The sequence below is a fragment of the Deltaproteobacteria bacterium RIFCSPHIGHO2_02_FULL_44_16 genome, assembly GCA_001798185.1.
Taxonomy (GTDB): Bacteria; UBA10199; UBA10199; order 2-02-FULL-44-16; family 2-02-FULL-44-16; genus 2-02-FULL-44-16.
In genome coordinates this window covers 16,314-39,253 of the sequence record MGRM01000004.1, presented here as the reverse complement: position 1 = coordinate 39,253, position 22,940 = coordinate 16,314, and the positions used below count along the sequence as shown (strand labels likewise).

The window sequence follows — 22,940 nt, the reverse complement described above, 5'->3', positions numbered from 1 at the left end:
CCTGGTCATCCGATTGTACATGGAAGACCAAAGAACGCTTTGCCCCACCGGTTATTCGTAATCCGCCTACGCTAAAGCTACGGCGTGATGAGCGTGATCGGTGGGGTTTTTTATCTTGTTCTTCTTTTTGAATTCTCATAATCAGTCTCCACCATGAAATTGCATGAACATCAGGGGAAAGATCTCCTCAAAAAATATGGCATTCCGGTTGGCAGGAGTGCTGTTGTGTTTTCGGTGAATGAAGCCCATGACGCAGCCAAACAATTTGGTGGAAATGTTGTGGTCAAAGCGCAAATTCATGCAGGCGGCCGTGGCAAAGGTGGGGGAGTCAAGCTCGCCAAGAGTGCGGATGAAGCGCGAGCGTTTGCATTGCAAATTCTTGGCATGCAATTGATAACGCACCAGACTGGACCTACGGGCCAGAAAGTTTCACGACTCCTCATTGAAGAAGCTTGTCCTATTGCCCGAGAACTCTATCTTGGACTTACACTTGATCGTTCAAAAGCAAGCCTTGTCTTGATGACGTCAACTGAAGGTGGAATGGACATTGAAGAAGTGGCTCACAAAAGTCCTGAGAAAATTTTAAAACTTGCGATTGATCCAGTTGCTGGCATTGATTCCGCAAAACTTCAAACTATGGCTCGACAGTTAAAACTTGAAGGGACGCTAGCACAAGATTTTGTTTCCTTTGCGACGAACATCGCTCGTGCGTACACCGAACTTGATGCATCGCTTCTTGAAATTAATCCTCTTGTCGTAACGCAAGAGAAGAAACTCTTAGCGCTCGATGCGAAAATTGTGCTCGATGACAATGCTCTTTTTCGTCATCCCGAATTTGAGTCGCTGCGCGACCTTTCTGAGGAAGACCCGGCTGAAATAGACGCAAAGAAATTTGGACTCAGTTACATTAGCCTTGATGGCAACATCGGCTGCATGGTTAACGGTGCTGGTCTCGCCATGGCCACTATGGACATTATTAAACTCGCTGGTGGAGAGCCGGCAAATTTTCTCGATGTTGGTGGATCAGCCACGAAAGAAAATGTCTCTGCAGCATTCAAAATTATTCTGCGTGATCCCAAAGTAAAAGGGATTCTCGTCAATATCTTTGGCGGTATTATGAAATGCGATGTCATCGCAGAAGGGATTATTGCAGCGACGAAAGAGTTGCACGTGAAAGTTCCAGTAGTTGTACGTTTGCAAGGGACAAATGCTGATAAGGGACGTGCGTTGTTGGCAGCATCAGGTTTGAAATTAATTCCTGCAGAGGGACTTGCTGATGCAGCTGAAAAAGCCGTTGCAGCATTAATGTAGGGGCGTATGGCATACGCCCTCAAGCGAACGGCGTTCGTCCCTACGAGGGTCTATTTGCAAAGAGTGTCATCGCGAGCCTGCCAATGGTTCAGTGGCGGGCGTGGCGATCTCCTGAAAACACTGTCTACAGGAGATTGCTTCGTCACTAACGTTCCTCGCAATGACATACGGGCTGTTAAAACAGACCCCAATATTGGTGAAAATTATGTCGATATGGATCGATAAAAATACGAAGCTGATGGTTCAGGGAATCACCGGTGCTCATGGAAAATTCCATGCGCTCGGTTGTCGCGACTATGGAACTAAAGTCGTTGCAGGTGTGACTCCGGGAAAAGGTGGACAAAACGTCGAAGGGATTCCGGTTTTCGGTTCCGTTCTCGAAGCAAAAGAAAAAACTGGCGCGACCGCCACGATGATTTTTGTTCCTGCAAAGTTTGCGGCTGACGCGATTCGCGAAGCGCTTCGTGTTGGACTCGAACTCATTGTCTGCATCACTGAAGGGATTCCTATTCTCGATATGGTCATGATTAAGCGCGAGCTAGTAGGAAAACCGATGCGACTCATCGGTCCGAATTGTCCGGGCATTATTACTCCTGGTGAATGTAAAATCGGAATCATGCCGGGAATGATTCATAAACAAGGATCTATTGGAGTTGTTTCACGCAGTGGAACGCTGACGTATGAAGCAGTTGATCAGTTGACGAAGCTCGGTCTTGGCCAGTCCACCTGTGTCGGCATTGGCGGCGACCCTGTTCCGGGAACAAAATTTATTGATTGTTTGGAGGCCTTTGAACGAGACTCTCACACAGAGGCGGTCGTCATGATTGGGGAAATTGGTGGAAGTGATGAAGAAGAGGCCGCGGAATTTATTCAGCGTGAAATGAAAAAACCGGTTGCCGCTTTTATTGCTGGAAGAACAGCGCCATCAGGAAAACGAATGGGGCATGCAGGGGCGATTATCGCTGGTGGAAAAGGGGCTGCTGCAGAAAAGATTGAAAAGTTACAGTCCTGTGGTGTAAAGGTAGCAATGAGTCCGGCTGATATTGGGAGAACCTTACAATCATGTTTGAAAAGATAAGAAAGCTTTTTCAAAACATTCTTTTGCAACGGGTCCTGCCGTCTGCGGTGTTCCGGCCCTCCCGCTTATTGCGGGAGACCCTCCCGGACGCACCTCCGACGTCACCCGAATTATGGAGTTTTGAAAAAGCTTTCTTCTTCTTGTGCGTTCCCCTTTTTCTTTTCATTGCCTGTGAAAAAGTTTCAGAAGATGAACTGAAGAGTTCGAGTGTAAAACCGCCACTCACGGCATCAGCAGAACTCGCTCTCGCAACTGCTGAGATTCAAACTGTTTCCGGAAAAACATATCGCGTGACCGTAGAGATTGCACAGACAGAAGAAGAGCGAGCAAAAGGACTCATGGGAAGAGATTCACTTCCTGAAAATCACGGCATGTGGTTTATTTTCCCGACGACTGTGCAAGATTCATTTTGGATGAAGGACACAAAAATTTCACTCGATATTCTTTTCGTGAGTGAAGAAGGAAAGATTGTCGATATCATTTCAAATACCACACCATTCTCAACAGATCTTTTAACATCTCAAGTAACATATCGATATGTCCTTGAAGTAAATGCTGGCTTTGCTGCATCGCACGTAATTGCAAAAGGCGATAAAATTACGATCAGCCTTGATTCAAAATAAAGTTCCTTATGTCATTGCGAGGAGCGTTGGCGACGAAGCAATCTCCTGTAGACAGTGTTTTCGGGAGATCGCCACGCCTTTCGGGCTCGCGATGACTACTGTGTATGTCCATCACCCTGAGAATGCTCGTGTGCCGGAGTTTGTGGCACCGGTGGTGTTGATCCATTTGGGGCTGGAGCTTCATTCTCAATTTTATTTGCATATTCAATTTTTGCGTCCTTTTTGAGTCGAGCAAGCAGATCGGTACGAGCTTGCGTGCGAAATTTAAACGTGAGTTCTTCGCTCACTTCTTCAAATGTTTGAGCAACGACACCTTTTGTCACGGTCACGAGATGAAATGCCTTTTCGGTTTTAATCGGTTCTGAGATATCTCCCACATTCATTTGAAATGCTTTTTCTAAAAGAGGAGTGTAGCCCCGAGAGACGAGACGGTTTTCATTTTTTGAAACTTTTCCCAGTGAACCACCGCGAGTTTTGGTCGACACATCTTCACTGAGTTCTTGCGCTGTCGTGGTAAAATCTTTTCCACCAATAATATCAACGCGAATTTTTTCGATAAGAGTTTGAGCTTCTTGTTCGGTATGAAGTTGTTGGCGTTGTTTTGGGGCCTTTGTTTTCGCAAGCGTTTCATTATCAGCAAATCGGATCATGATGTGCGCGAGCTCTAACTTTTGGAATTCTGGTGTGTTCTCTTTATAGTATTTTTGAGCTGCTTTTTCGACTTCAGCATCAAGAAGCGATTGAGCAATGATCACGCGTCGATAGAGGTCTGCTTTTGCTTTGACCAATTTCTCGCGATGTAATCCTTGGCGGACCGCTTCATTATAAAGAAGCTTCTGTTCCACTAAATTTTCTAAGATGCGTTGTTTTCCTTCTTGATTTGAAAGTTCAACTTGAATGCGAGGATTAACCTTTGCAAGGAGTCCCAGATCTCCTTCTGTGATTTTTTGTCCATTCACACGAACAAAAGTTTGTCCCGAGGGAGATTGAGAGCAAGAAAGAAACACAAAAAAGAAAAGGGGAAGAAAAAGGCGTAAAACAGTTTTCATGGTAACTCCTTTATTGGGTACTCGTTTTTTCATCGCGGAAACATGACATGCCGAAACGATTGAAAAAAAGCAAGTAAGACCATATAAAGTTATAGACTAGACCAAAGACATAAAACTTGATCAAACTGGTGAAGATTTTCTCGCAGGGGACCTTTGAGGGAAGCACTTCCATGCCATAAGAAAAATGTGCTGACCAAAACAGAGGACGCGCGGAGCATAACCGCAGCGTCCGTGCCCCGAGAGAAAATGTGATTTGAAAATGGCTCAATTTATGAAACGAATCCTGTGTCTTGATGTCGGAACAAAACGAATTGGCGTTGCCATCTCTGATCCCTTTGGATGGACAGCTCAGGGTCTTGAAACGATTGCACGTCAAAATGCGGCAAAAGATTTTGGGAAGATTGCCGATCTTTGCCATAGTTATGAAGTGGAACATGTCATTGTGGGAATCCCTCTGAATCAAGAAGGTGAGGTTGGAAAAGAAGCAAACAAAATCAATCGTTTTCAGAAGAAACTTCAAGTTTTCTTTGAAGAGAAGAAAATGCCTCTTCTTGTGGAAGGATGGGATGAAAGATATTCGACCGCTGAAGCGGAAGAGCGTCTCATTGAAATGGATGTGAGTCGTGCTAAAAGAAGAAAAGTTATCGACAAAATGGCAGCGGTTATTATTCTCGAAAGTTATCTTCGTGAGCATTCATGAACTTTTTTCGACGTAGCTTCAAAGTTCTCCGATTTTTTTTAGTCCTCTTTTTTTTGGGAGTTGTTTTTTCTCTGTACGCAGCTCTCTCTCTTTGGAAATCCCCTGTAGCTATAGAACTCGATATTTTCCCTGGAATGTCCGTAAAGCAGATTGCGAACGAACTTTCTGCAAAAAAAGTAACGCGAACGCCTGCACTTTTTGTGTTGTGGACGAGACTCACCGGAACCGATCAAAAACTACGCGCAGGTTTTTATGAATTTGAAGCAGGGATGACGCTCAGCGAAGTGGTGCAAAAATTAAAAAAAGGAGATGTGAAGTTTTTCCCCTTTCAGATTATTGAAGGATGGACCATTGCCGACATTGCGCGCTCGCTTGCGACTCAAGATTTTATTCCGGGTCCAGTTTTCATCGACGATTTTCGACGATTGGCACATGATCCAGTCTTTGCAGAGAAAATAGGATTTCCGGGAGTTCCTTCGCTTGAAGGATATCTCTTTCCTGAAACGTACCAACTTCATCGACCGCGAAATGCCGAAGAAGTTCTTGAAATTTTTTGTCGAGAATTCGAAAATGTTTTTTCTGCGGAATATGAAACGCGCACACAAGAGATCAACATGACACGTCACCAGGTGATGACCCTCGCTTCGATTATCGAGAAGGAGACGGGAAAAGAAGAAGAGCGGGCTCTCATTTCGTCGGTCTTTCAGAATCGTCTTGCGAAGGGGATGCCACTTCAAACAGATCCGACGGTGATTTATGGTCTCCGCAACTTTGATGGAAATTTGCGCAAACACGATCTTTTAAATCCACATCCTTATAATACCTATATCCATAAAGGTCTTCCGCCTGGCCCCATTGCAAGTGTCGGGCGAGCGGCAATCCAGGCAGCGCTTTATCCAGCACAAACCGATTATCTCTATTTTGTTTCTCGCAACGATGGTTCTCATCAATTTTCATCAACCCTGTCGGAGCATGTGAAGGCTGTGATGGAATATCAAATACGACAACATCGTTAAGAAACAATTTCGTCCCCTGCGAGAAAATCTTCACCAGTTTGGTCTTAGGTCTATAGTTCATATAATTTTCTTGCCGCTTTTTCGATGAGTCGCTATAGCTTCTCGACCTTATGGAGGATATATCTATGGCAACGCAATTCGCAGCAAAGGAGTCCAAAATGTCACGTCGCTCCACTACTGATTATAAAGTGAAAGATATGGATCTTGCTGAATGGGGACGCAAAGAGATTCAACTTGCCGAACAGGAAATGCCAGGGCTCATGGCCATTCGCGCAAAATATGGAAAACAAAAGCCTCTAAAAGGTGCGCGCGTTGCAGGATGTTTGCATATGACAATTCAAACAGCCGTCCTCATTGAAACCTTAATCGAAATTGGAGCTGATGTTCGTTGGTCCAGTTGCAATATTTTTTCGACTCAAGATCACGCGGCCGCTGCGGTTGCTGCTGCTGGGATTCCGGTTTTTGCATGGAAGGGTGAAACAGAGAAAGAATATGATTGGTGCATTGAGCAGACGATCATGTTTGGCGATAAACCTCTCAATATGATTTTGGATGACGGTGGGGACCTTACGGCCCTTCTCTACCAGAAGCGTCCGGAACTCTTGAAGCATGTGAAAGGGATTACCGAAGAGACAACGACGGGAGTCCATCGACTCTATCAAATGCAAAAAGAGGGGAAACTCAAAACGCCTTGTATCAATGTGAACGACTCCGTGACGAAATCCAAATTTGATAATTTGTACGGCTGTCGTGAGTCTCTTGCTGATGGAATCAAGCGTGCCACGGATATTATGATTGCCGGAAAAGTGGTGGTTGTTGCCGGTTATGGAGATGTCGGAAAGGGTTGTGCGCATTCGATGAAAAGTTTAGGAGCACGCGTGGTGATCACAGAGATTGATCCGATCAACGCACTTCAAGCCGCTATGGAAGGATATCAAGTCGTCACCATGGATGATGCTTGCAGATATGGTGATATTTTTGTGACGGCAACAGGATGTAATCATGTGATTACAGGCGAATACATGAAGAAGATGAAAGACAAAGCGATTGTCTGCAACATCGGTCACTTTGATACGGAAATCGAAATGGCGTGGTTCCAAAAACATGCTGAAGTGAAAAAAACAGAAATCAAACCGCAAGTCGATCTCTATACATTCCAAGATGGTCACAGTATTCTTATTTTGGCTGAAGGGAGACTTGTAAACTTAGGATGTGCTACAGGTCATCCTTCTTTCGTCATGAGCAACTCTTTCACCAATCAATGCCTTGCTCAAATCGAACTCTGGACGAAAGAATATAAGCCAGGCGTTTATATGCTCCCCAAAAAACTCGATGAAGAGGTAGCGCGTCTTCATTTAGAGAAGCTCGGCGTGAAGCTTACCAAACTGACCAAAGAACAGGCAGAGTATTTAGACATTTCGGTCGACGGACCCTATAAACCGGAATTTTATCGTTATTAGTTTAACCTATTGAAATTGAAACAAAAAGCGCTTCTTCCAAGAAGCGCTTTTTTTATATTTACGACCAGTAAGTGTCAGACACTTTCTGGTCTGTTCATTTTTTTGTTCGTGTTTTGGAACAAAGGTCAAAGACCTTTTCATAGTTTCAGGGAGTTATCGCTGGCATAACCTTTGCTCTTACCAATAAGTGTCTGACACTTATTGGAGAATGCATGAGTCGACCTGCAAGAGTACTCGGTGATGGCATTGGATATCACGCCATTGCTCGTTTTAATAACAAGCAGAGAATTTTGACAGATGCCAAAGATTGTAAAATTCTTTTGTCGATCATCGAACACTATCGAAAAAAACTTTCTTTTGAATTGCATGCCTATGTTTTTTTGCAAACTCATATTCATCTTATGCTCACCACACATGATGGATTCCATCTCAATGAGATCATGCAACGTATTTGTATGACATTTGCACACGATTTTAACCGTCGGCATCAACGATGTGGTCATATCTGGAGAGCCCGATATCGATCATTTGTGGTTGATACTGATGAGTATGCGATGGCCTGTATGCGTTATCTTGATTTGAATCCTGTCAGGGCAGGACTTGTGAAACATCCTGCTGAATGGGAATGGAGTAGTCATAAATTCTATACGCAGGGTTTTCATCATCCAGGGATCTCTCTCCGACCGCACACAAGTTATAGTACATTGGCGGCACGCCCTCAGGATCGAAAACGAGTTTATCAAAGTCTCTTTCTTTGTGAACTCGATGAAGATGTTCTTGAAGAACAGATTTTTGAAGGAAAAATGAGAGTGGATTCAAGAAGAGGGCAACGTTTCTTTCGTTTATTTTCAAGCCAAGTGCTTCAACGACCTGTGTGACCAGTAAGTGTCTGACGCTTACTGGTCATTATTTTTCGCGGCGGGCGACAAGTTTTCGCACCAAAGGGCTCATTTCAGAAACCAGAATGCCGATGACCATGAGGCAAGCGCCGAAGAAGGAGATTGATGTCATCCGCTCTCCTCCCCACCATGAAGCAAAAAAAGCTCCAAACACAGTTTCAAGAGCAAAAATGAGACCAGCCCGAGTCGGATCGATAATCCGCTGAGCAATAATCTGAACCGTAAAAGCAAAAACCGTGCAGCCAAGAGAGGTTGTCAAAAGAGCAAGAATGACACGCGAAGAGAGTATGCTCGTGAAGCTTCCTCTGGAAAGGGCGAGAGCCCCACAAAAAAGGGCGACAAAGAGACACTGCACAATCATTAACGAACGACTGCTATGATGAGGGGCTGCTTTTCCGGTGTAGACAATGTGGAGCGCGGAAAAAATCGCACACAGAAGCGTGAGCAGGTCTCCCTTGTTCATGCCCGTGTAACTATATTGAGTGAGGAGAATGAGCCCGATGGTGGAAATCGGAATTCCAAGCAGTGATGGAATTGCAGATTGCGTTTTGAAAAGAAAATAAGAAACAAGCGGAATGAAAACAATGTAGAGCCCGGTAATGAGAGCGCTGTTTGAGGCTGTGGTGATTTTCAAACCTTCTGTTTGCGTGAGAAAAATAGCGGTGAGAAAAAGACTTAAGAAAAATCCTGATTTCAAAGTTGGTAAGCGGAGAGAGATCAGTTTTTTTGGAAAAAGAAGAGCAAGTGTGATGAATGAAATCAAATAACGGAGGAAAAGAAAATATGAGACATCGATATCTTCGACCGCCCACTTCGTTAAAATAAACGTGCTCCCCCACACAAGCGTTGCAATGACAAGCAGCACGATCATGAACCATTCTTTTTGAAGCAATGTTTTTGTCATGTGATTACTTTCCAGAGAAGTTCTGTTTGCGTCAAGGAATCTTCCGAATGTGGCTCAATGATCAATTCAACGCTGACGTGTTCTCCTTTTTTTGCGGGAATTTTTTTTGTGTCAAGAAGAGCTTGTCCCCAGTGCGTTTGTGGTTTATCGGGAGATGCCACGGTGACACATCCTTCAGCCCACGTTACTTTTGGCCAAACTCCAAGTCCCGTGATGATGCCATCATCTTGAATTTTGAATGACTCTTTCACGTGAAGGCTCGGTCCAAATTTTTTTTGAAAATCGATGGAGGCTAAGAGTTGAGGTTGTGTCAGGAATTGATATTTTGAAATGTCGTCTGCCATAGGACTGCGAAAAGTCATTTTTGAATTCATATTGTTACGGGTCCTGCCTCCTGCGGTGTTCCGGCTCTCCGCTAAAGACGGAGACCTCCCGGAACACGCTCCGGCGTCACCCGAATAATGATCAATTCCAAAATGACTTTTCGTTACTGCAAGATCGAAGCCAGCGACATTGTTCCAGTGGAGAAACTTTTTCAAAACTTCTGCCGTTGCGGGGCCCGTCCCCTCCGCTGTTCCACCTCCCCACCCATAAAGCTTTGGTGGGGCGCCCCTGGGATCCAGCGTCGGCGACACCCTATTCTTCATCTGTTTTGAAAAAGTTTCTCCTATCAGTGAGCCGTGCAATTCAGCCTTTTGTGGAATGATTTTTCCACTGCGTTTGAGGAGACGTTTTTTGGCGTCATAAAGGGTTGCGAGAATATTTTCATCAAAACAAGCTGAGCCGATGGTTTCACAGAGAATGACATCAACACGTTCGTCAAGTTCCAGATCAAACGATAATCCTTCAAGAAAAGTAATTTTTTTTTCAAGATTATGTTGCTTTGCAAAAAACCGTGCGAGTTCCAGACTTTCGCCATCAACATCAATGGCAAAGACCTGTTTCGCGCCTGCACGCGCTGCAACAAGTGCGAGAATCCCAATGCCGGTCCCAATATCGAGGACGAGATTACCAGGCTTCACTGTTTTTTCAATCGCTTGCACGAGCGGTTCAGTGCGATAGGGATCAAGAACCATGTGGGCATGACGAGTGAGAATGTTATTTGTTTCTTTCATCTTTTTTTGCCTTGTGTCGCGCGAGTTGTCGTTGTTGCTTGAATGATTCAATGATGGCTTCTGATTCTGAGAGGGGAGGCTCTTTTTTTTCATAAGCAAAGAGGAGTTGAATGAAATGTTTTTGAAGTTTAGTAATTTTTTTGTAAACACTATTTTCATTCAAAGAAGAGTTGGGGAGAAGAAAAGAACAAGCCGATTTTCTCAAGATTGTTCCTTGAAGACTGATGAGCAAGCTTTCAACGGTAAGACCTCCATCAATCGGAGAAGCAAGTTCGATAAGATCGCTCACGGACCACGCTTTGAGGTGAGCAAGAATCCAATCGAGATCGAAAAGGTCTTTTTCAGAGCAGCGACTTACAAGACAAGCAATTTTCATGGCAAGAAGTGTCTGGAGATCTGCAACGACGACACCGTCTGTTGTTCGAAATGCCTTTCCAATGTGTCCTAAATTTTCATCAAGGACGACATCAGCTGTGAATGTATGACCTTTAAAAAAAATGTCAGTTCGATAAAAAAGAGGGGTGCTTAACTCTCGTTGAAACTCTGCCCCCAATTTTTTGAGCGACTTTACAGCATAGACAGCGCTTTGAAATGCTTGTTGATGAAGCGCAAAAAGATCTAAATCATCCGAACGTCGGTGTTCTGCAAAATAACCAGCAATCGCTGTACCTCCGACGAGCCACAAACCTTTACTGCTCATGGAGAAAATATGGAGTAATGCTTCGCGGAGTGCTGCAGGACTTGATACAGGAGAGATAGATGTCCGTGGAGTTAGAGCTGAGAATTGTAAAGTGGCCACAACACCTCCAACTGTTTTCGTCGCGCGGGTTTTATATATTTTTTATATTTTTCAAAGTGTGTCACGGTTTTTTTGCCAATGACAAATATCGATTGATGAAAGCCAAGCATCTGAACCAATCGAGCGATTGCTTGTAATCGACCTTGCACAAGTGCTTGCACAAAACTTTCCATCGACGGATAGAGCCGATCCCATAAGAAGTGGGTTGTATAAGGAGCGAGATCGGATATCTCTTTCAAAAAGAGATCTGGAGGAAGTGAAAGTTCGTGAGCAAGAGTTCGTAGAGTGTTGGTTTCGACATTGACCCAATTGGATTCACTTCGAAACCATTTTGAAACGGCAGCGCGTGAAACATGTGCAAGTACTGAAAGATCAGTTTGTGTGAGATTTATTTGAATCATAATATTTTTAACTATTTGTAAATTCATGTATATTTTATAAATTTGTCAACTATAGTATACAATTCATTTTATCTTGTCAACCCCGTCAAGAAACAGGAAGCCGAGCTTGTATCGAGTCATTGCGCTGCGAGCGAAATAGTCAGACTTTCGGGGGGGTGCGGGATGACAACCTCTTGAAAAACTTATTCACTCTATCCCGCGCGCAGAGGGCTATGCCCTTGGGCATGGGTGAATGCGGCTGTTGCGCGCTTGCGCGTGGGTATCTACATAAGGTTGCGTGAAACCAATAACTAACTGTCAGTTATTGGTAATTTTGCTGTAAAGCAATCCCCACCTTAGTCCGCGATCACTGACCATGACGCAGTCATATCCGAGATAATGCATGGCACGTTCGAGAAGAATACTTCCCGCAAGAATAAAGGGGGCGCGTTTGGGATGGAGTCCCGGGAGCTGCGCTCTTTCTTGGGTTGTAAGAGGGAGAACAATCTTTTCAATCGAAGTGACATCGTGTTGTGTCATGGACAATCCATGCACGCGAGCTTGATCGTACGAATCGAGCTTTAAATGCATAGCTGCAATTGTTGTGGCTGTTCCCGCTGTTGCCACAAAGGTGCGCTTTTTCCAAGGAGAAGGATTTTTTAAATATGTTTTCAAGTGTTCATCAATAATATTCACCAACGTTGTCTGTTCTGGAAGTGTTGCAGGATTCGAGGGGAGATAACTTTCGGTTAAGGTTACTGATCCAATCGGAATGCTCAGAAGTTGCGCTTTTCCGGCAATGAATTCTGTTGAACCCCCTCCGATGTCCATGACGGTAATGTCTTCGCCAAAATCTTTTGTGGCTGCAAGGTAGGTGAGCCATGCTTCACGTTCAGGGGAAATGACTTCAATCTCAATTCCAGTTTGAGTGTTGATTTCTTGAAGCACCGCAGGTGCATTTTTTGCTCGTCGAAGGGCTTCGGTTCCGACCGCAATGATTTTTTCTACTCTTTCTGCTTTGCATCGCACAAGATAGCGTTGAAGAACATCAATCGTTCGCTCTACGGCTGCGGGAGAAATAATGTGAAGGGCCGCGAGGCCCTCGCCGAGTTGAGTGATGTCAGCATCTTCTTCAAGAACCGTGATATGATGAGAAGTATCCATCTCAGCAATCAACAGGAGTACAGAATTAGTTCCGATGTCGATGGTGGCGTATATTTTCTTTTTCATATTCTTTTCTTACCCAAAAAAGAGCGCAGCTCTCATTCGAGGCGTGGACTCCAGGCAGGTAATCGTCCACCTGAGGTTGTAATTGGCATCTGATTTGAGCCATCGGTACGCATCAGATAAATTTGTTCACTTCCACTTCGAGTGGAGGAAAAGACAATAAAACGTCCGTCGGGAGAAAAGGTGGGATGTTCGTTGCTTCCTGCGCGAATGGTGAGGCGTTGAATATTACTCCCGTCAGGATTCATAATAAAAATATCAAAGGTTCCTTTGTCACGTCCGGCAAAGGCAATCTTATCAGCTCGCGGTGACCACGAAGGCATGTCATTTTGATATCCCACAAAGGTCAAACGTTTCACATTGCTTCCGTCCGTATTCATTTTAAACAAGTGCAGATTCCCAGATCGTTCCGATGCAAAAACAATTTCCGTCGCATCAGGAGAAATGTCCGGAGAAATATCGATTCCAAATCCCGTATTCAGACGACGTTGATTTTTTCCATTTGCATCCATAATAGAGAGTTCAGCTTCGCCACTTTCCGTCGAAATATAAATAATCTCAGATCCCGAAGGAGTGTAGAGAGGTGTCAATTTTGCTCCAGGATCTTTTGTGAGTCGTGTCATTTCACGACCATTCGAGCGCATCGAAAAAATTTCTGGAGCGCCTGTGATATAGGAGGTAAACACAAGATGACTTCCATCTGAAGACCAGGCAGGAGAAATATTCATGACTCCGTTTTTGGTCAGTCTTCGGGCTCGTTTGCCGTCCATATCCATGACGGAAACTTCGAGACTCTTTTTCCCCTTTGAGGCGACATACGCAATGTGCGTGGTGAAAACACCGCGAATGCCGGTGAGGACTTCCATAATTTCATCTGAGAAACGATGAGCGATATCGCGAAGATTTTCTTTCTTTCCGACATACTGTTTCCCGACGAGCATGACCGGACCAAAAGGATCAAAAAGACGAAGGGTGATGATAAATTCGCCCCGTTCTTTCTCGATGCTCCCTTTCACGAGCGCTTGCGTTTCAAGAGAACGCCAGAAACCAAACTGAATAGTTTCGAGAGTAGTTCCTTCTTGTTCTGCGCTGTTTTCAAAAAGTCCTGGTTCTAGAACATTGAAATATCCGGAAAGCTCCAAATCGTTGCGAATGATCTTGCCGATTTCGGCTCCCTCTTCCCCTCCAAAAAGATCCACCACCGCGATGGGGAATTTCTTATCAGAAGATTGATCTACGGGAATATAAATCCGAGCTGATGCGAGTTGAAGAGAAAAGAAAAAAATGCTTATAAAAAGAAGAAATTCTTTCATAAAATCTCCATATCCTCATCCTTCGACAAGCTCAGGATGTTCGGTTGTTTCATTTTAGGTATTTTTCTGATTCGCTCATGGTGAGCTTGTCGAACCATGATGCGATCATTATTATTTATTGCTTCAATCGAGGATCAAATTCAATGAGAAATCCTTCTTGATACGTTTCGGAAGAGAGCCGGTCAGGTGGTTTTGGAAGTGGAGAAGCGCGCTGCACCGCTCGAAGCGCTGAAGCGTCAAAGCTTTCGTCACCCGATCGGTCGAGCCATCGTGTGGATGTTACGTCCCCGTGGTCATCAATGAAAACTTCAAGTTTTGCATTACGAGCAATTTCCTCTTCCATGTACCGGGTGGGAAGAATCCATTCGTTGATAATTTTCATTCTGACTTCAGCTTGATATTTTAAATATTCAGGGTCGTCCGGAGAAACGCGAAGGGGTTCATCTCCTGTGCCATATTTATATCCTTCCTCGTTTTCTTTTACTTGAGCTGCTTCTGGTGTTGCTCGCTCAGCTAACGCTTTATCGATGTTTCCGAGAGCTGCCTGAATTTTACGATCCGTTTCCGAAAGGGACTTCGTCCTTTTCTGGGTTAATTTTGGTGGCTCTTTTTTCATCTTTGGCGACTCTTTTTTTATCTGATGAGCTTTTGGTGCTGGCGGCTGTTTTTGTTCCTGAATCGTCGACTGCGGCAGGCTTGCAGCTTTTTTCATTCCGGTTCCAATGTCTTCGCTCATCCCTTTGGGAAGTTCTACCCAGGTGACCGCGAGATCGTGCTGCTTCGAAAACGTAAAATATTGCCACACAGAAAGAAAAAGAAACATCAACAGGTGACAGAGAGCTGAAGTGATAAGAGGACGTTTTAAGATCATGTGTTAACGCGTATCAGCGCGTTCGGGTTGGGTCAGCATGCCGATTCGATCTACGCCAGCCTCCTTGGCAAGAGACATTATTTTGACCACGGTGCCATAGAGCAGTGCTGAATCAGCGCGTATAAATAAATCCTTTTCTTCGCGAACAGCATACATCTGTTTCAATCGATCGGAGAGACTCGTGAGATTGAGCGCTTCTTTACTGTCACCGAGATAAAGAGAGCCATTTGATTTTACCGTGAGAATAACATCTGATTTACTCCGCTTTAGCGCTGGAGCTGAAGCTTGTGGAAGATTGACGGGAAGTCCTTGCTGCAGAAGTGGAGCTGTCACCATAAAAATAATGAGGAGCACCAACATCACATCCACAAACGGCGTAATATTAATTTCAGCAAGCATTCTATTTTCAGCTCTGCGTTGTATCTGCAATCCCATGATGGCTCCTAGGCGTGAAAATGTTCCTGTTCAAAGCGGTGCACGACATCATCTGAAAAATCAGCCAAATCTTTGGTGAGAAGGCGAATGCGATTCACATAAATATTATAAAAAATAACCGCAGGGATGGCGGCAGCAAGACCGATGGCGGTAGCGATCAGCGCTTCAGCAATATGTGGTCCGACAATCGCAAGACTCGATGCTCCGGTGCGACCAATTTTCCAAAATGCCGTGAGAATTCCCCACACCGTTCCAAAAAGTCCGATAAAAGGGGCAGCACTCCCGGTCGTTGCCAGAAATGGGACTCCATATTCCATCTGCTCGATTTCATCTTCCAGCGCTCTTTTTACTTCGCGTTTCAAGCTTTCAGGAGTAGTTGCTTTTTTTTCGGTAGAGAGATTGAGTGCAGTTTGAAAAACACGAAAGGCCGGACTTTTTCGGAAGCTGCGCTTTTCCTGCAGTTCATGGAGTGAACCTACTTTCCAGAAAAGCTCGTAGAAATGAGCACAGCTCCGTTTGATCCGCGCCAGTTGTCGATATTTGCTGCCGATGATGGCCCAGCTGACGATCGAAAAGCCAATGAGAAGCAAAAGAGTTAATTGCACGACTCCGTTCGCATGCAACAGAAGAGAGAAAAGGCTTCCGCTCGTCTCGTTGAGTGTTTCTGTCTCAACACTTGCCTGAGCCAGAAGGCCGATGATTCCAAAAAGTTTCATAGAATTCCTTTCGTGTAAGAGCGGGTGATATTACAAACCTCAAAGGGGAAAAGTCAATTTGCTCCTCTTGCTTTTTCTTCATGGCATGTTACACGTCGCCAAATGTTGCGCGTAAAACTTTATTCTTTGCTTCTGAGCTTTGTCACTTTTTTTCTCCCGTCGCTCTCTTTGTATGCTCTTTCGGAAGAAGGCTATAAAAAACTCCATGTTTTTACCACGACCCTTCATTACATTGAAGAAAATTATGTCGAAGAGACTGATGAAAAGGAGCTTCTGGAAGGAGCTATTCGTGGAATGATGAGTACGCTCGATCCGCATTCGGTCTATATGGCGCCGGAAATATATCGCGAACTTAAAGTTGATACCCGCGGCCGATTTGATGGTATTGGGATTGAAGTTGCCATTCGTGACGGAATGCTCACCGTTGTTGCTCCTATTAAAGGTTCTCCTGCAGAACAAAAAGGGATGAAAGCAGGAGATCGCATTCTGAAAATTGACGGAGAAGCCACAAAAAATCTTCCGTTTATGGAAGCAGTTCGAAAAATGAGAGGGAAGCGGGGATCGACCGTGGCTCTTACGCTCGAACGGCCAGACACCAAGGAGCGATATGATGTTTCGTTGGTGCGACAGTTGATTAATGTGCCGAGCGTGAAGGCAGAGCTTCTGGAAGATCGATTCGGTTATTTTAATATTTCAAGTTTTCAGCAAGGGACGGCAAAGAAACTTCATAAGTTTATTGAGCAATATTCAAAAAAGAAACCATTAGAAGGAATTATTCTCGATCTTCGTCGTAATCCCGGGGGGCTTTTAGAGGAGGGCGTTGCTGTTTCCGATCTTTTTTTAAAGCAGGGAGTGATTGTCACCACCGAAAGTCGTGGTGTTGAAATCGATCGTCGAGAAGCTAAAAATGATGGCGACGAACCTGTCACTCCTTTAATTGTTCTCATTGATGCTGGCTCTGCTTCTGCTTCAGAAATCGTTGCGGGAGCGCTTCAAGATCACAAGCGAGCCGTCCTTCTCGGAATGCAGAGTTTTGGAAAAGGTTCTGTGCAAACGGTGGTGGATCTTGATGATGGGAGTGGCCTCAAACTTACCGTTGCTCGCTATTTCACGCCCAATCGAAAACCGATTCAAGCTCACGGCATTACGCCAGATATTATTGTTCCCGCGAAAATAACGGAATCTGAAAAGAAGCGTGCCCAGGTACGTGAAAAAGATCTGAGTGGTCATCTCAAAGGAGAAGGCGAAGACGTTCTCACCGCAGAACAACCAGCGACCGATTATCAAAAGCATATGGCGATTCATCATCTGAAGAGTTGGGGGTTGTTTCAAGACACAGGATCGAAGTGATCAGTATTTTCGAAAAAAAGAAAAAAGTAGGAATTCTTACCGGCGGCGGTGATTGTCCGGGGCTCAATGCTGTGCTTCGCGCTGTGGTACGTCGAGCCCTCTCGTACGGTGGTTATGAAATTATTGGCATCAAACATGGATGGCGAGGTCTCATTGAAAAAGAGACGATGATTCTGGATCGCGCTGCAGTGCGAGGGATTCTTTATCGAGGTGGCACGATTCTTGGAACCTCGCGTACGAATCTCTTTAAAGATAAACAGACAACAGATCGCGCTTATAGCAATTTTGAAAAATTAGGATTGCACGCCTTGATTGCAGTTGGTGGCGAAGATACGCTTACCGTTGCGGCAAAACTTTTCGAACATCATCTTCCTGTGGTCGGGATTCCAAAAACAATTGATAATGATCTCAAAGGAACTGATTTTACCTTTGGCTTTGATACTGCGGTTGAAATTGCCACTGAAGCCATTGATCGACTTCACACTACCGCTGAATCTCACGATCGTGTGCTCGTTTGTGAAGTGATGGGACGCCACGCCGGTTGGATTGCAACGTATGCAGGTCTTGCCGGAGGAGCGGATGCGATACTCATTCCTGAAAAGCCGATCGATATCGATGAAGTGTGCGAGATGATTTGGCAGCGACATCAACAAGGAGTCTATTTCAGTATTATTGTCGTGGCTGAAGGGGCCAAGATTAAAGAGGGCCAACTTCAAAAAGAAATTCTCTCTTCAGAAAAAAAAGATGAATTTGGTCATGCGCAGCTTGGAGGCATTGGACAAGTCCTCGCCAAAGAAATTGAAAAGAGAACTGACTATGACACACGTGTCACGGTTCTTGGTCATGTCCAGCGCGGCGGAACTCCGACTGCTGCGGATCGTGTGCTTGCTACGCGTTACGGTGTTGCGGCAATGGATGCGGTGCATGCGCAGCGTTTTGGCGTTATGGTGGCGCTGCACGGAAAAGATATTGTGGAGATGCCGCTCAAAGAAATTTCAACGGGAATTAAAACGGTTGATGATGATTTGTATGAATTAACAAAAACTTTTTGGGGGTATTAAAGGGATCTCTATTTTGTCATCCCTGCGAAGGCAGGGATCCAGGATACTGGATTCCCGCCTACGCGGGAATGACATGGTAAGTTTTTCAGAGGTTCCTAAATACTGTTATCACTGATATGTTGTTTTGATTGCAGCTCTTCAATGCGCGCGACGACCGATTCCAGCTCAAATGGCTTTCGAATTATCAAATCAACTGGCCAACTTTCAACGTCATCAATTACTTCTTGCGCCGAACGGGGTGCAATCAGAACGCGAATGGTTTTTGTCCCCTGAAGATGTGTGAAGATATGATGAGCCTCTTGTTTGTCTGAAGCATCGTGCGACGTCAGATCGATGATGATCACATCGGGGATCGACGTTGGGAGAAGAGCTTGCACTTCTGCTTCGCTAAAGCCGAGAAGGACGTCGAAACCCGCAAGCTCGCATCGAAGCTTTAAAAGTTCTTGGGTTTCGGTGTCAGGGCTCATCAATAAAAGTGATGACATGGAAGTACGATATCGCTAGATTACGCCTCGCTTCAAGAGGAATTTTAATGAAAGCGCTTTGTAAGACAAAACCGACCTCTGGTGCAGACCTTATTGAAACATCAACTCCCTCATTGGGAGACCATGATGTTTTGGTGAACATTCGCGCGGCGAGTATTTGCGGAACTGATGTTCACATTTACAATTGGGATCAATGGGCAGCAAGTCGTATCAAAACACCCCTCATCTTTGGACATGAATGTGCCGGCGAAGTGGTCGATGTGGGACGAAAAGTGACGCGCGTCAAGGTGGGTGATCATGTTTCCATTGAAACTCATGTACCGTGTCTTGAGTGTTATCAATGTCAGATGGATCAGATGCATCTCTGCCACAATTTGAAAGTCGTTGGAATTGATCGTCCCGGAAGTTTTGCGGAATATCTTTCGATTCATGAAATCTGTTGTGTCAAGAATGATCCTTCGATGTCATGGACGCTTGCTTCGATTCAAGAGCCTCTCGGCAATGCGGTCTATTGCGTGAGTGAAAGTGATGTTCAGGGAAAAAGTGTCGCTGTTTTCGGGGATGGACCGATCGGAATTTTTTCGGTGGCGGTTGCCCGCGCAATGGGAGCTGAAAGAATCATTGCCTGCGGCATGCAGCCTTATCGTTTGGAACTGATCCAATCTTTCAAGCCTGATCATCTCATCGATGTCTCACGGGAAAATACACGTGAGCGCATTTATCATTTAACCGGTGGGGTGGGAGTTGATGCGGTGCTTGAAATGAGTGGATCTGAAAAAGCAATCCACGATGGACTGGCATCGGTACGCAGTGGAGGTGTTTTCACGTTTTTTGGAGTCCCGTCCAAACCGATTGAACTCGATATTGCAAATGAACTCATCTTCAAGGGGATTACGGTCAAATCAATTTTCGGTCGAAAGATGTTTGAGACATGGGAGATCATGGCAAAACTCATTGCCTCTGGAAAACTTGATGTGACGCGAGTAGTCACCCATGAGATGAAACTGGAAGAGATCGACAAAGCGATGGCGTTATTAACGGCGAAAGAAATTAAAGTAGGAAAAATATTACTGAGACCATAACCAAACTGATGAAGGTGTGAACTATAGTGAATTAACTTTTAGTATGTCATCCTCGCGAAAGCGGGGATCCAGAAAAGCTAATAAACACCTGGATTCCTGCTTTCGCAGGAATGACATCGTACTCATGAAAAGGCTTTCACTATAGTTTGAATTTTTAAAAAATAAATTATGTACAATCAACTTCAAAAAATTCTTATACCACAATTAGAAGAGATCCAGAAAGCTGGTCTTTGGAAAGAAGAATGGCCGATTCTCTCTCCACAGAGTTCTGAAATTCGAGTCAAGCAGGGAAAGGTTATTAATTTTTGCGCGAATAATTATTTAGGTCTTGCTGATCATCCGACACTCATCAAAGCTGCGCAAAAAGCCCTCGATGAATTTGGTTACGGTACTGCTTCTGTCCGTTTTATCTGTGGAACTTTTTCTCTTCATCAACAACTTGAAGAGGCCATCACAAAGTTCATGCAAACCGAAGATACCATTCTTTATTCATCTTGTTATGAAGCGAACGAAGGTCTTTTTGAAACAATTCTGACAGAAGAAGACGCAGTGATCAGTGACGAGCTTAATCATGCGTCGGTCATTGATGGTATCCGTCTCTCCAAAGCCAAGCGATATCGTTACAAAAATTCAGAGATGCAGGATCTTGAAGATCAACTTCAGACGGCGAAAAAAGAGGGAGCGCGTCTCATCCTGATTGCAACTGATGGTGTCTTTTCGATGGATGGGTACATCGCAAAACTTCCTGAGATTTGTGATCTCGCGCAAAAATATGAAGCGCTTGTCATGGTGGATGACAGCCATGCGACGGGCTTTATCGGAGAGCAAGGGAGAGGAACACCTGAATATCATCATGTGATGAATCGTGTCGACATGATCACGTCGACGATGGGGAAGGCGCTGGGTGGCGCTGCAGGAGGATTTACGACCGGCAAAAAAGATCTCATTGCTTATCTTCGTCAACGTTCTCGTCCTTATCTTTTTTCGAACGCACTTCCGCCCATGATTTGTGCTGCAACGCTTTCAGCATTTCAGCTTATTCGTGAAAAACCTGAGCTGCGAGAAACGTTGCAACAAAATACAGAGTATTTTCGTTCTGGTTTAAAAGAGATAGGACTTACTCTTCTTGAAGGAACACATCCGATTGTTCCGGTCATGTTTGGCGACGCGAAACGCGCGAGTGATGTTGCGCGCGATATGCTCAAGGAAGGAATTTATGTGAAAGGTTTCTCGTATCCCGTGGTTCCGCAAGGACAAGCGCGCATTCGTTGCCAGGTTTCATCTGCGCATACGACAGAACAACTTGATCGCACGATTGAAGCGTTTAGAAAGGTGTGTCAAAAACATGTCTAAAAAATTTCGAATCATTTTTATCTGCACAGGTAATGCCTGTCGATCTCAAATGGCGGAGGGTTTTGCGAGGCATTATGGAAAAGATCGCTTTGAAGTTTTTAGCGCTGGGGTTTTTGCCTCAGGACTTCATCCGTGTGCAGTTGAAGCAATGAAGGAGATTGGGATCGATATTTCTCATCATACCTCCGACCAAATCGATCCTGAATTGTTGAAGACCATGGATTATGTCGTGACGGTATGTGATTACGCTCAAAAAAATTGTCCCATAACTCCAGGCGCAAAGAAGGTGGTTCACTGGTCGATTGAAGATCCGATTCGGTATGTCGGCACACCCTCTGAAGAGAGGGAATTTTCTCGTATTCGTGATGATCTCGGGGAGCGGGTCAAAAAACTTATCATCGAAATTATGGAGCATGAATGAGTCCGATTCGTGATCTTCTCGATATCGATTATGTCGGTCGTTATAAATTAATCGAACAAGTGGGAGTAGGTGGATTTGCGGTTGTCTACCGAGCAGTGGATCCTTATATTGGACGTGAGCTTGCGGTGAAAGTGAGTTCGCTCGAAGATGTTGCGGATGATCGCTCAAGTCAGCAATCCTTTTTACGAAAACTTTTTATCGAAGCTGAAGCTGCCGGGAAACTTCTTCATCCCAATATCGTGACCATTTTCGATGTCGGCATTCAAGAGCCTTACTACTACATAGCAATGGAATTTATGAATGGCAGAAATTTAAAATATCATTGTCATCCTGAACAAAAACTTTCGACTGCAGACGCTATCGATACGGTGATCAAAGTTTGTCACGGTCTCGACTACGCACATCAGCGAGGTGTGGTGCATCGAGATATCAAATCCACCAATATTATGCTCGGCAATAAAGGTGAAATCAAAATTGCCGATTTTGGACTTGCCTATATGGATGCTGTTGAAGAGTCGAAGCTCCCCTTTGCCGGTACCCCGTCGTACATGGCGCCGGAACAGTTACGACGTGAAACGCCGACGGTTCAAAGTGATCTCTATTCTTTAGGCGTGGTCCTCTATGAAATTCTGGCCATGCAAAAACCTTTCTTCTCCAAAAAAGAGAAAGATCTGGAGCACATGATTCAGGAAGAAGAACATGTGCCGATTCAAAAAATAAATGCTGAAATTCCGGAATCCTTAAGTCGCGTTATTGATCGCGCGCTTGAAAAAAAACCACACGATCGTTATCCTGATGCGCTTTCGTTTGCGCGAGACCTTGAGGCAGTGTTAAAGGATGGTGGAAAAACATTGGCTCCTGATCTCGTCGAAAAAATAAAGATGCTCAAGCCGCTCTCCTTTTTTGCCGATTTTAGCGATGAAGAGATGTCCAACATTCTTCAAATCGGTACGTGGATGAAATACAGTGCAGGAGAAATGATTGTGGCGCAAACAGAGCAAGATGTGAGTTTCTTTGTCATCATTTCCGGAGGGTGCGAAGCGCAGAAGGAAAGAAAGAGACTTGGTCAAATGGGACGAGGGCAATGTTTCGGTGAAATTTCATTTCTCCTCGGTTCGGAACGAACCGCAACCGTTTCAGCGCGTACCGAATGCCAACTTCTCAAGCTCAATCCAAAAAAAATCGATATTCTTCCTCTTGAAACACAGGTGAAGCTCTACAGAAGCTTTGCAAAAAATCTTGCTCAGCATCTTCTGGCTGCAGATCAGCGCGCAGTTGATTATTAATGTGAT

The 22,940-nt window shown here is 44.7% G+C and carries 24 protein-coding genes; 13 read left to right on the top strand and 11 right to left on the bottom strand.

The genetic code is table 11. From position 1 onward, the window contains the following. The first annotated feature begins 153 nt into the window (after positions 1 to 153). From A3C46_01920 to A3C46_01910, 3 genes are all read left to right on the top strand, one after another. Positions 154 to 1,311: a succinate--CoA ligase subunit beta gene (locus A3C46_01920; GenBank protein OGQ23474.1), complete on the top strand. Its 1,158-nt coding sequence runs from the start codon at positions 154 to 156 to the stop codon at positions 1,309 to 1,311. A gap of 205 nt (positions 1,312 to 1,516) precedes the next feature. Then, positions 1,517 to 2,389 carry a succinate--CoA ligase subunit alpha gene (locus tag A3C46_01915; protein OGQ23565.1) on the top strand — a complete coding sequence of 291 codons (873 nt, stop codon included), beginning with the start codon at positions 1,517 to 1,519 and terminating at the stop codon, positions 2,387 to 2,389. A gap of 194 nt (positions 2,390 to 2,583) precedes the next feature. Continuing rightward, positions 2,584 to 3,012, top strand: coding sequence for a hypothetical protein (locus A3C46_01910; GenBank protein OGQ23564.1), 429 nt, complete (start codon positions 2,584 to 2,586; stop codon positions 3,010 to 3,012). Positions 3,013 to 3,107: 95 nt separating this feature from the next. On the opposite strand, the gene A3C46_01905 is transcribed toward A3C46_01910, so the two are convergent. Beyond that, complete coding sequence (locus tag A3C46_01905; GenBank protein ID OGQ23473.1) at positions 3,108 to 4,061, bottom strand: hypothetical protein; 954 nt, start codon at positions 4,059 to 4,061, stop codon at positions 3,108 to 3,110. 271 nt (positions 4,062 to 4,332) lie between these two features. Between A3C46_01905 and A3C46_01900 the strand changes: the two genes are divergently transcribed. The 4 genes from A3C46_01900 (at position 4,333) to A3C46_01885 (ending at position 8,115) form a co-directional block, all read left to right on the top strand. Next, complete coding sequence (locus tag A3C46_01900; protein OGQ23563.1) at positions 4,333 to 4,761, top strand: Holliday junction DNA helicase RuvA; 429 nt, start codon at positions 4,333 to 4,335, stop codon at positions 4,759 to 4,761. Further along, positions 4,758 to 5,777 (top strand): hypothetical protein, encoded by a 1,020-nt coding sequence (locus A3C46_01895; GenBank protein OGQ23472.1) that lies wholly within the window; start codon positions 4,758 to 4,760, stop codon positions 5,775 to 5,777. Before A3C46_01900 ends, A3C46_01895 begins: the two co-directional genes overlap by 4 nt. A gap of 158 nt (positions 5,778 to 5,935) precedes the next feature. Beyond that, positions 5,936 to 7,237: an adenosylhomocysteinase gene (locus A3C46_01890; protein ID OGQ23471.1), complete on the top strand. Its 1,302-nt coding sequence runs from the start codon at positions 5,936 to 5,938 to the stop codon at positions 7,235 to 7,237. 212 nt (positions 7,238 to 7,449) lie between these two features. After that, positions 7,450 to 8,115: a hypothetical protein gene (locus A3C46_01885; GenBank protein ID OGQ23470.1), complete on the top strand. Its 666-nt coding sequence runs from the start codon at positions 7,450 to 7,452 to the stop codon at positions 8,113 to 8,115. A 28-nt stretch (positions 8,116 to 8,143) separates the two neighbouring features. Here A3C46_01885 and A3C46_01880 read toward each other — a convergent pair whose 3' ends face one another. The 9 genes from A3C46_01880 to A3C46_01840 form a co-directional block, all read right to left on the bottom strand. Next, positions 8,144 to 9,040 (bottom strand): hypothetical protein, encoded by an 897-nt coding sequence (locus A3C46_01880; GenBank protein ID OGQ23469.1) that lies wholly within the window; start codon positions 9,038 to 9,040, stop codon positions 8,144 to 8,146. Further along, a complete protein-coding gene (locus A3C46_01875; protein ID OGQ23468.1) occupies positions 9,037 to 10,155 on the bottom strand; it encodes a hypothetical protein in 1,119 nt (372 codons plus the stop codon). The genes A3C46_01880 and A3C46_01875 overlap by 4 nt, the downstream gene beginning before the upstream one ends. Next, positions 10,139 to 10,855, bottom strand: coding sequence for a hypothetical protein (locus A3C46_01870; protein ID OGQ23467.1), 717 nt, complete (start codon positions 10,853 to 10,855; stop codon positions 10,139 to 10,141). Before A3C46_01870 ends, A3C46_01875 begins: the two co-directional genes overlap by 17 nt. 71 nt (positions 10,856 to 10,926) lie before the next feature. Next, complete coding sequence (locus tag A3C46_01865; protein OGQ23466.1) at positions 10,927 to 11,355, bottom strand: hypothetical protein; 429 nt, start codon at positions 11,353 to 11,355, stop codon at positions 10,927 to 10,929. A gap of 297 nt (positions 11,356 to 11,652) precedes the next feature. Further along, on the bottom strand, positions 11,653 to 12,564 hold the full coding sequence (locus A3C46_01860) for a hypothetical protein (protein ID OGQ23465.1): 912 nt from the start codon (positions 12,562 to 12,564) through the stop codon (positions 11,653 to 11,655). Between the two features lie 32 nt (positions 12,565 to 12,596). Next, entirely contained in the window at positions 12,597 to 13,874 is a 1,278-nt protein-coding gene (locus A3C46_01855; GenBank protein ID OGQ23464.1) for a Tol-Pal system beta propeller repeat protein TolB, read from the bottom strand. 115 nt (positions 13,875 to 13,989) lie between these two features. Then, on the bottom strand, positions 13,990 to 14,745 hold the full coding sequence (locus A3C46_01850) for a hypothetical protein (protein ID OGQ23463.1): 756 nt from the start codon (positions 14,743 to 14,745) through the stop codon (positions 13,990 to 13,992). A gap of 3 nt (positions 14,746 to 14,748) precedes the next feature. After that, positions 14,749 to 15,180, bottom strand: a complete 432-nt coding sequence (locus A3C46_01845) for a protein TolR (protein OGQ23462.1) — start codon at positions 15,178 to 15,180, stop codon at positions 14,749 to 14,751. Between the two features lie 8 nt (positions 15,181 to 15,188). Then, positions 15,189 to 15,869: a hypothetical protein gene (locus A3C46_01840; GenBank protein ID OGQ23562.1), complete on the bottom strand. Its 681-nt coding sequence runs from the start codon at positions 15,867 to 15,869 to the stop codon at positions 15,189 to 15,191. Positions 15,870 to 15,920: 51 nt separating this feature from the next. Between A3C46_01840 and A3C46_01835 the strand changes: the two genes are divergently transcribed. Further along, a complete protein-coding gene (locus A3C46_01835) occupies positions 15,921 to 17,246 on the top strand; it encodes a hypothetical protein (GenBank protein ID OGQ23461.1) in 1,326 nt (441 codons plus the stop codon). A 5-nt stretch (positions 17,247 to 17,251) separates the two neighbouring features. Then, entirely contained in the window at positions 17,252 to 18,307 is a 1,056-nt protein-coding gene (locus A3C46_01830) for a hypothetical protein (GenBank protein ID OGQ23561.1), read from the top strand. Positions 18,308 to 18,402: 95 nt separating this feature from the next. On the opposite strand, the gene A3C46_01825 is transcribed toward A3C46_01830, so the two are convergent. Then, positions 18,403 to 18,774, bottom strand: coding sequence for a hypothetical protein (locus A3C46_01825; protein ID OGQ23460.1), 372 nt, complete (start codon positions 18,772 to 18,774; stop codon positions 18,403 to 18,405). 11 nt (positions 18,775 to 18,785) lie between these two features. Here A3C46_01825 and A3C46_01820 point away from each other — a divergent pair, with 11 nt between their 5' ends. The 4 genes from A3C46_01820 to A3C46_01805 all read left to right on the top strand — a co-directional run bounded on the left by A3C46_01820 (position 18,786) and on the right by A3C46_01805 (position 22,934). Beyond that, positions 18,786 to 19,874: an L-threonine 3-dehydrogenase gene (locus tag A3C46_01820; protein OGQ23459.1), complete on the top strand. Its 1,089-nt coding sequence runs from the start codon at positions 18,786 to 18,788 to the stop codon at positions 19,872 to 19,874. 168 nt (positions 19,875 to 20,042) lie between these two features. Further along, complete coding sequence (locus A3C46_01815; protein OGQ23458.1) at positions 20,043 to 21,227, top strand: glycine C-acetyltransferase; 1,185 nt, start codon at positions 20,043 to 20,045, stop codon at positions 21,225 to 21,227. Then, positions 21,220 to 21,648: an arsenate reductase gene (locus A3C46_01810; protein ID OGQ23457.1), complete on the top strand. Its 429-nt coding sequence runs from the start codon at positions 21,220 to 21,222 to the stop codon at positions 21,646 to 21,648. Before A3C46_01815 ends, A3C46_01810 begins: the two co-directional genes overlap by 8 nt. Then, complete coding sequence (locus A3C46_01805) at positions 21,645 to 22,934, top strand: hypothetical protein (protein ID OGQ23456.1); 1,290 nt, start codon at positions 21,645 to 21,647, stop codon at positions 22,932 to 22,934. Before A3C46_01810 ends, A3C46_01805 begins: the two co-directional genes overlap by 4 nt. The last annotated feature ends 6 nt before the right edge of the window (positions 22,935 to 22,940 follow it).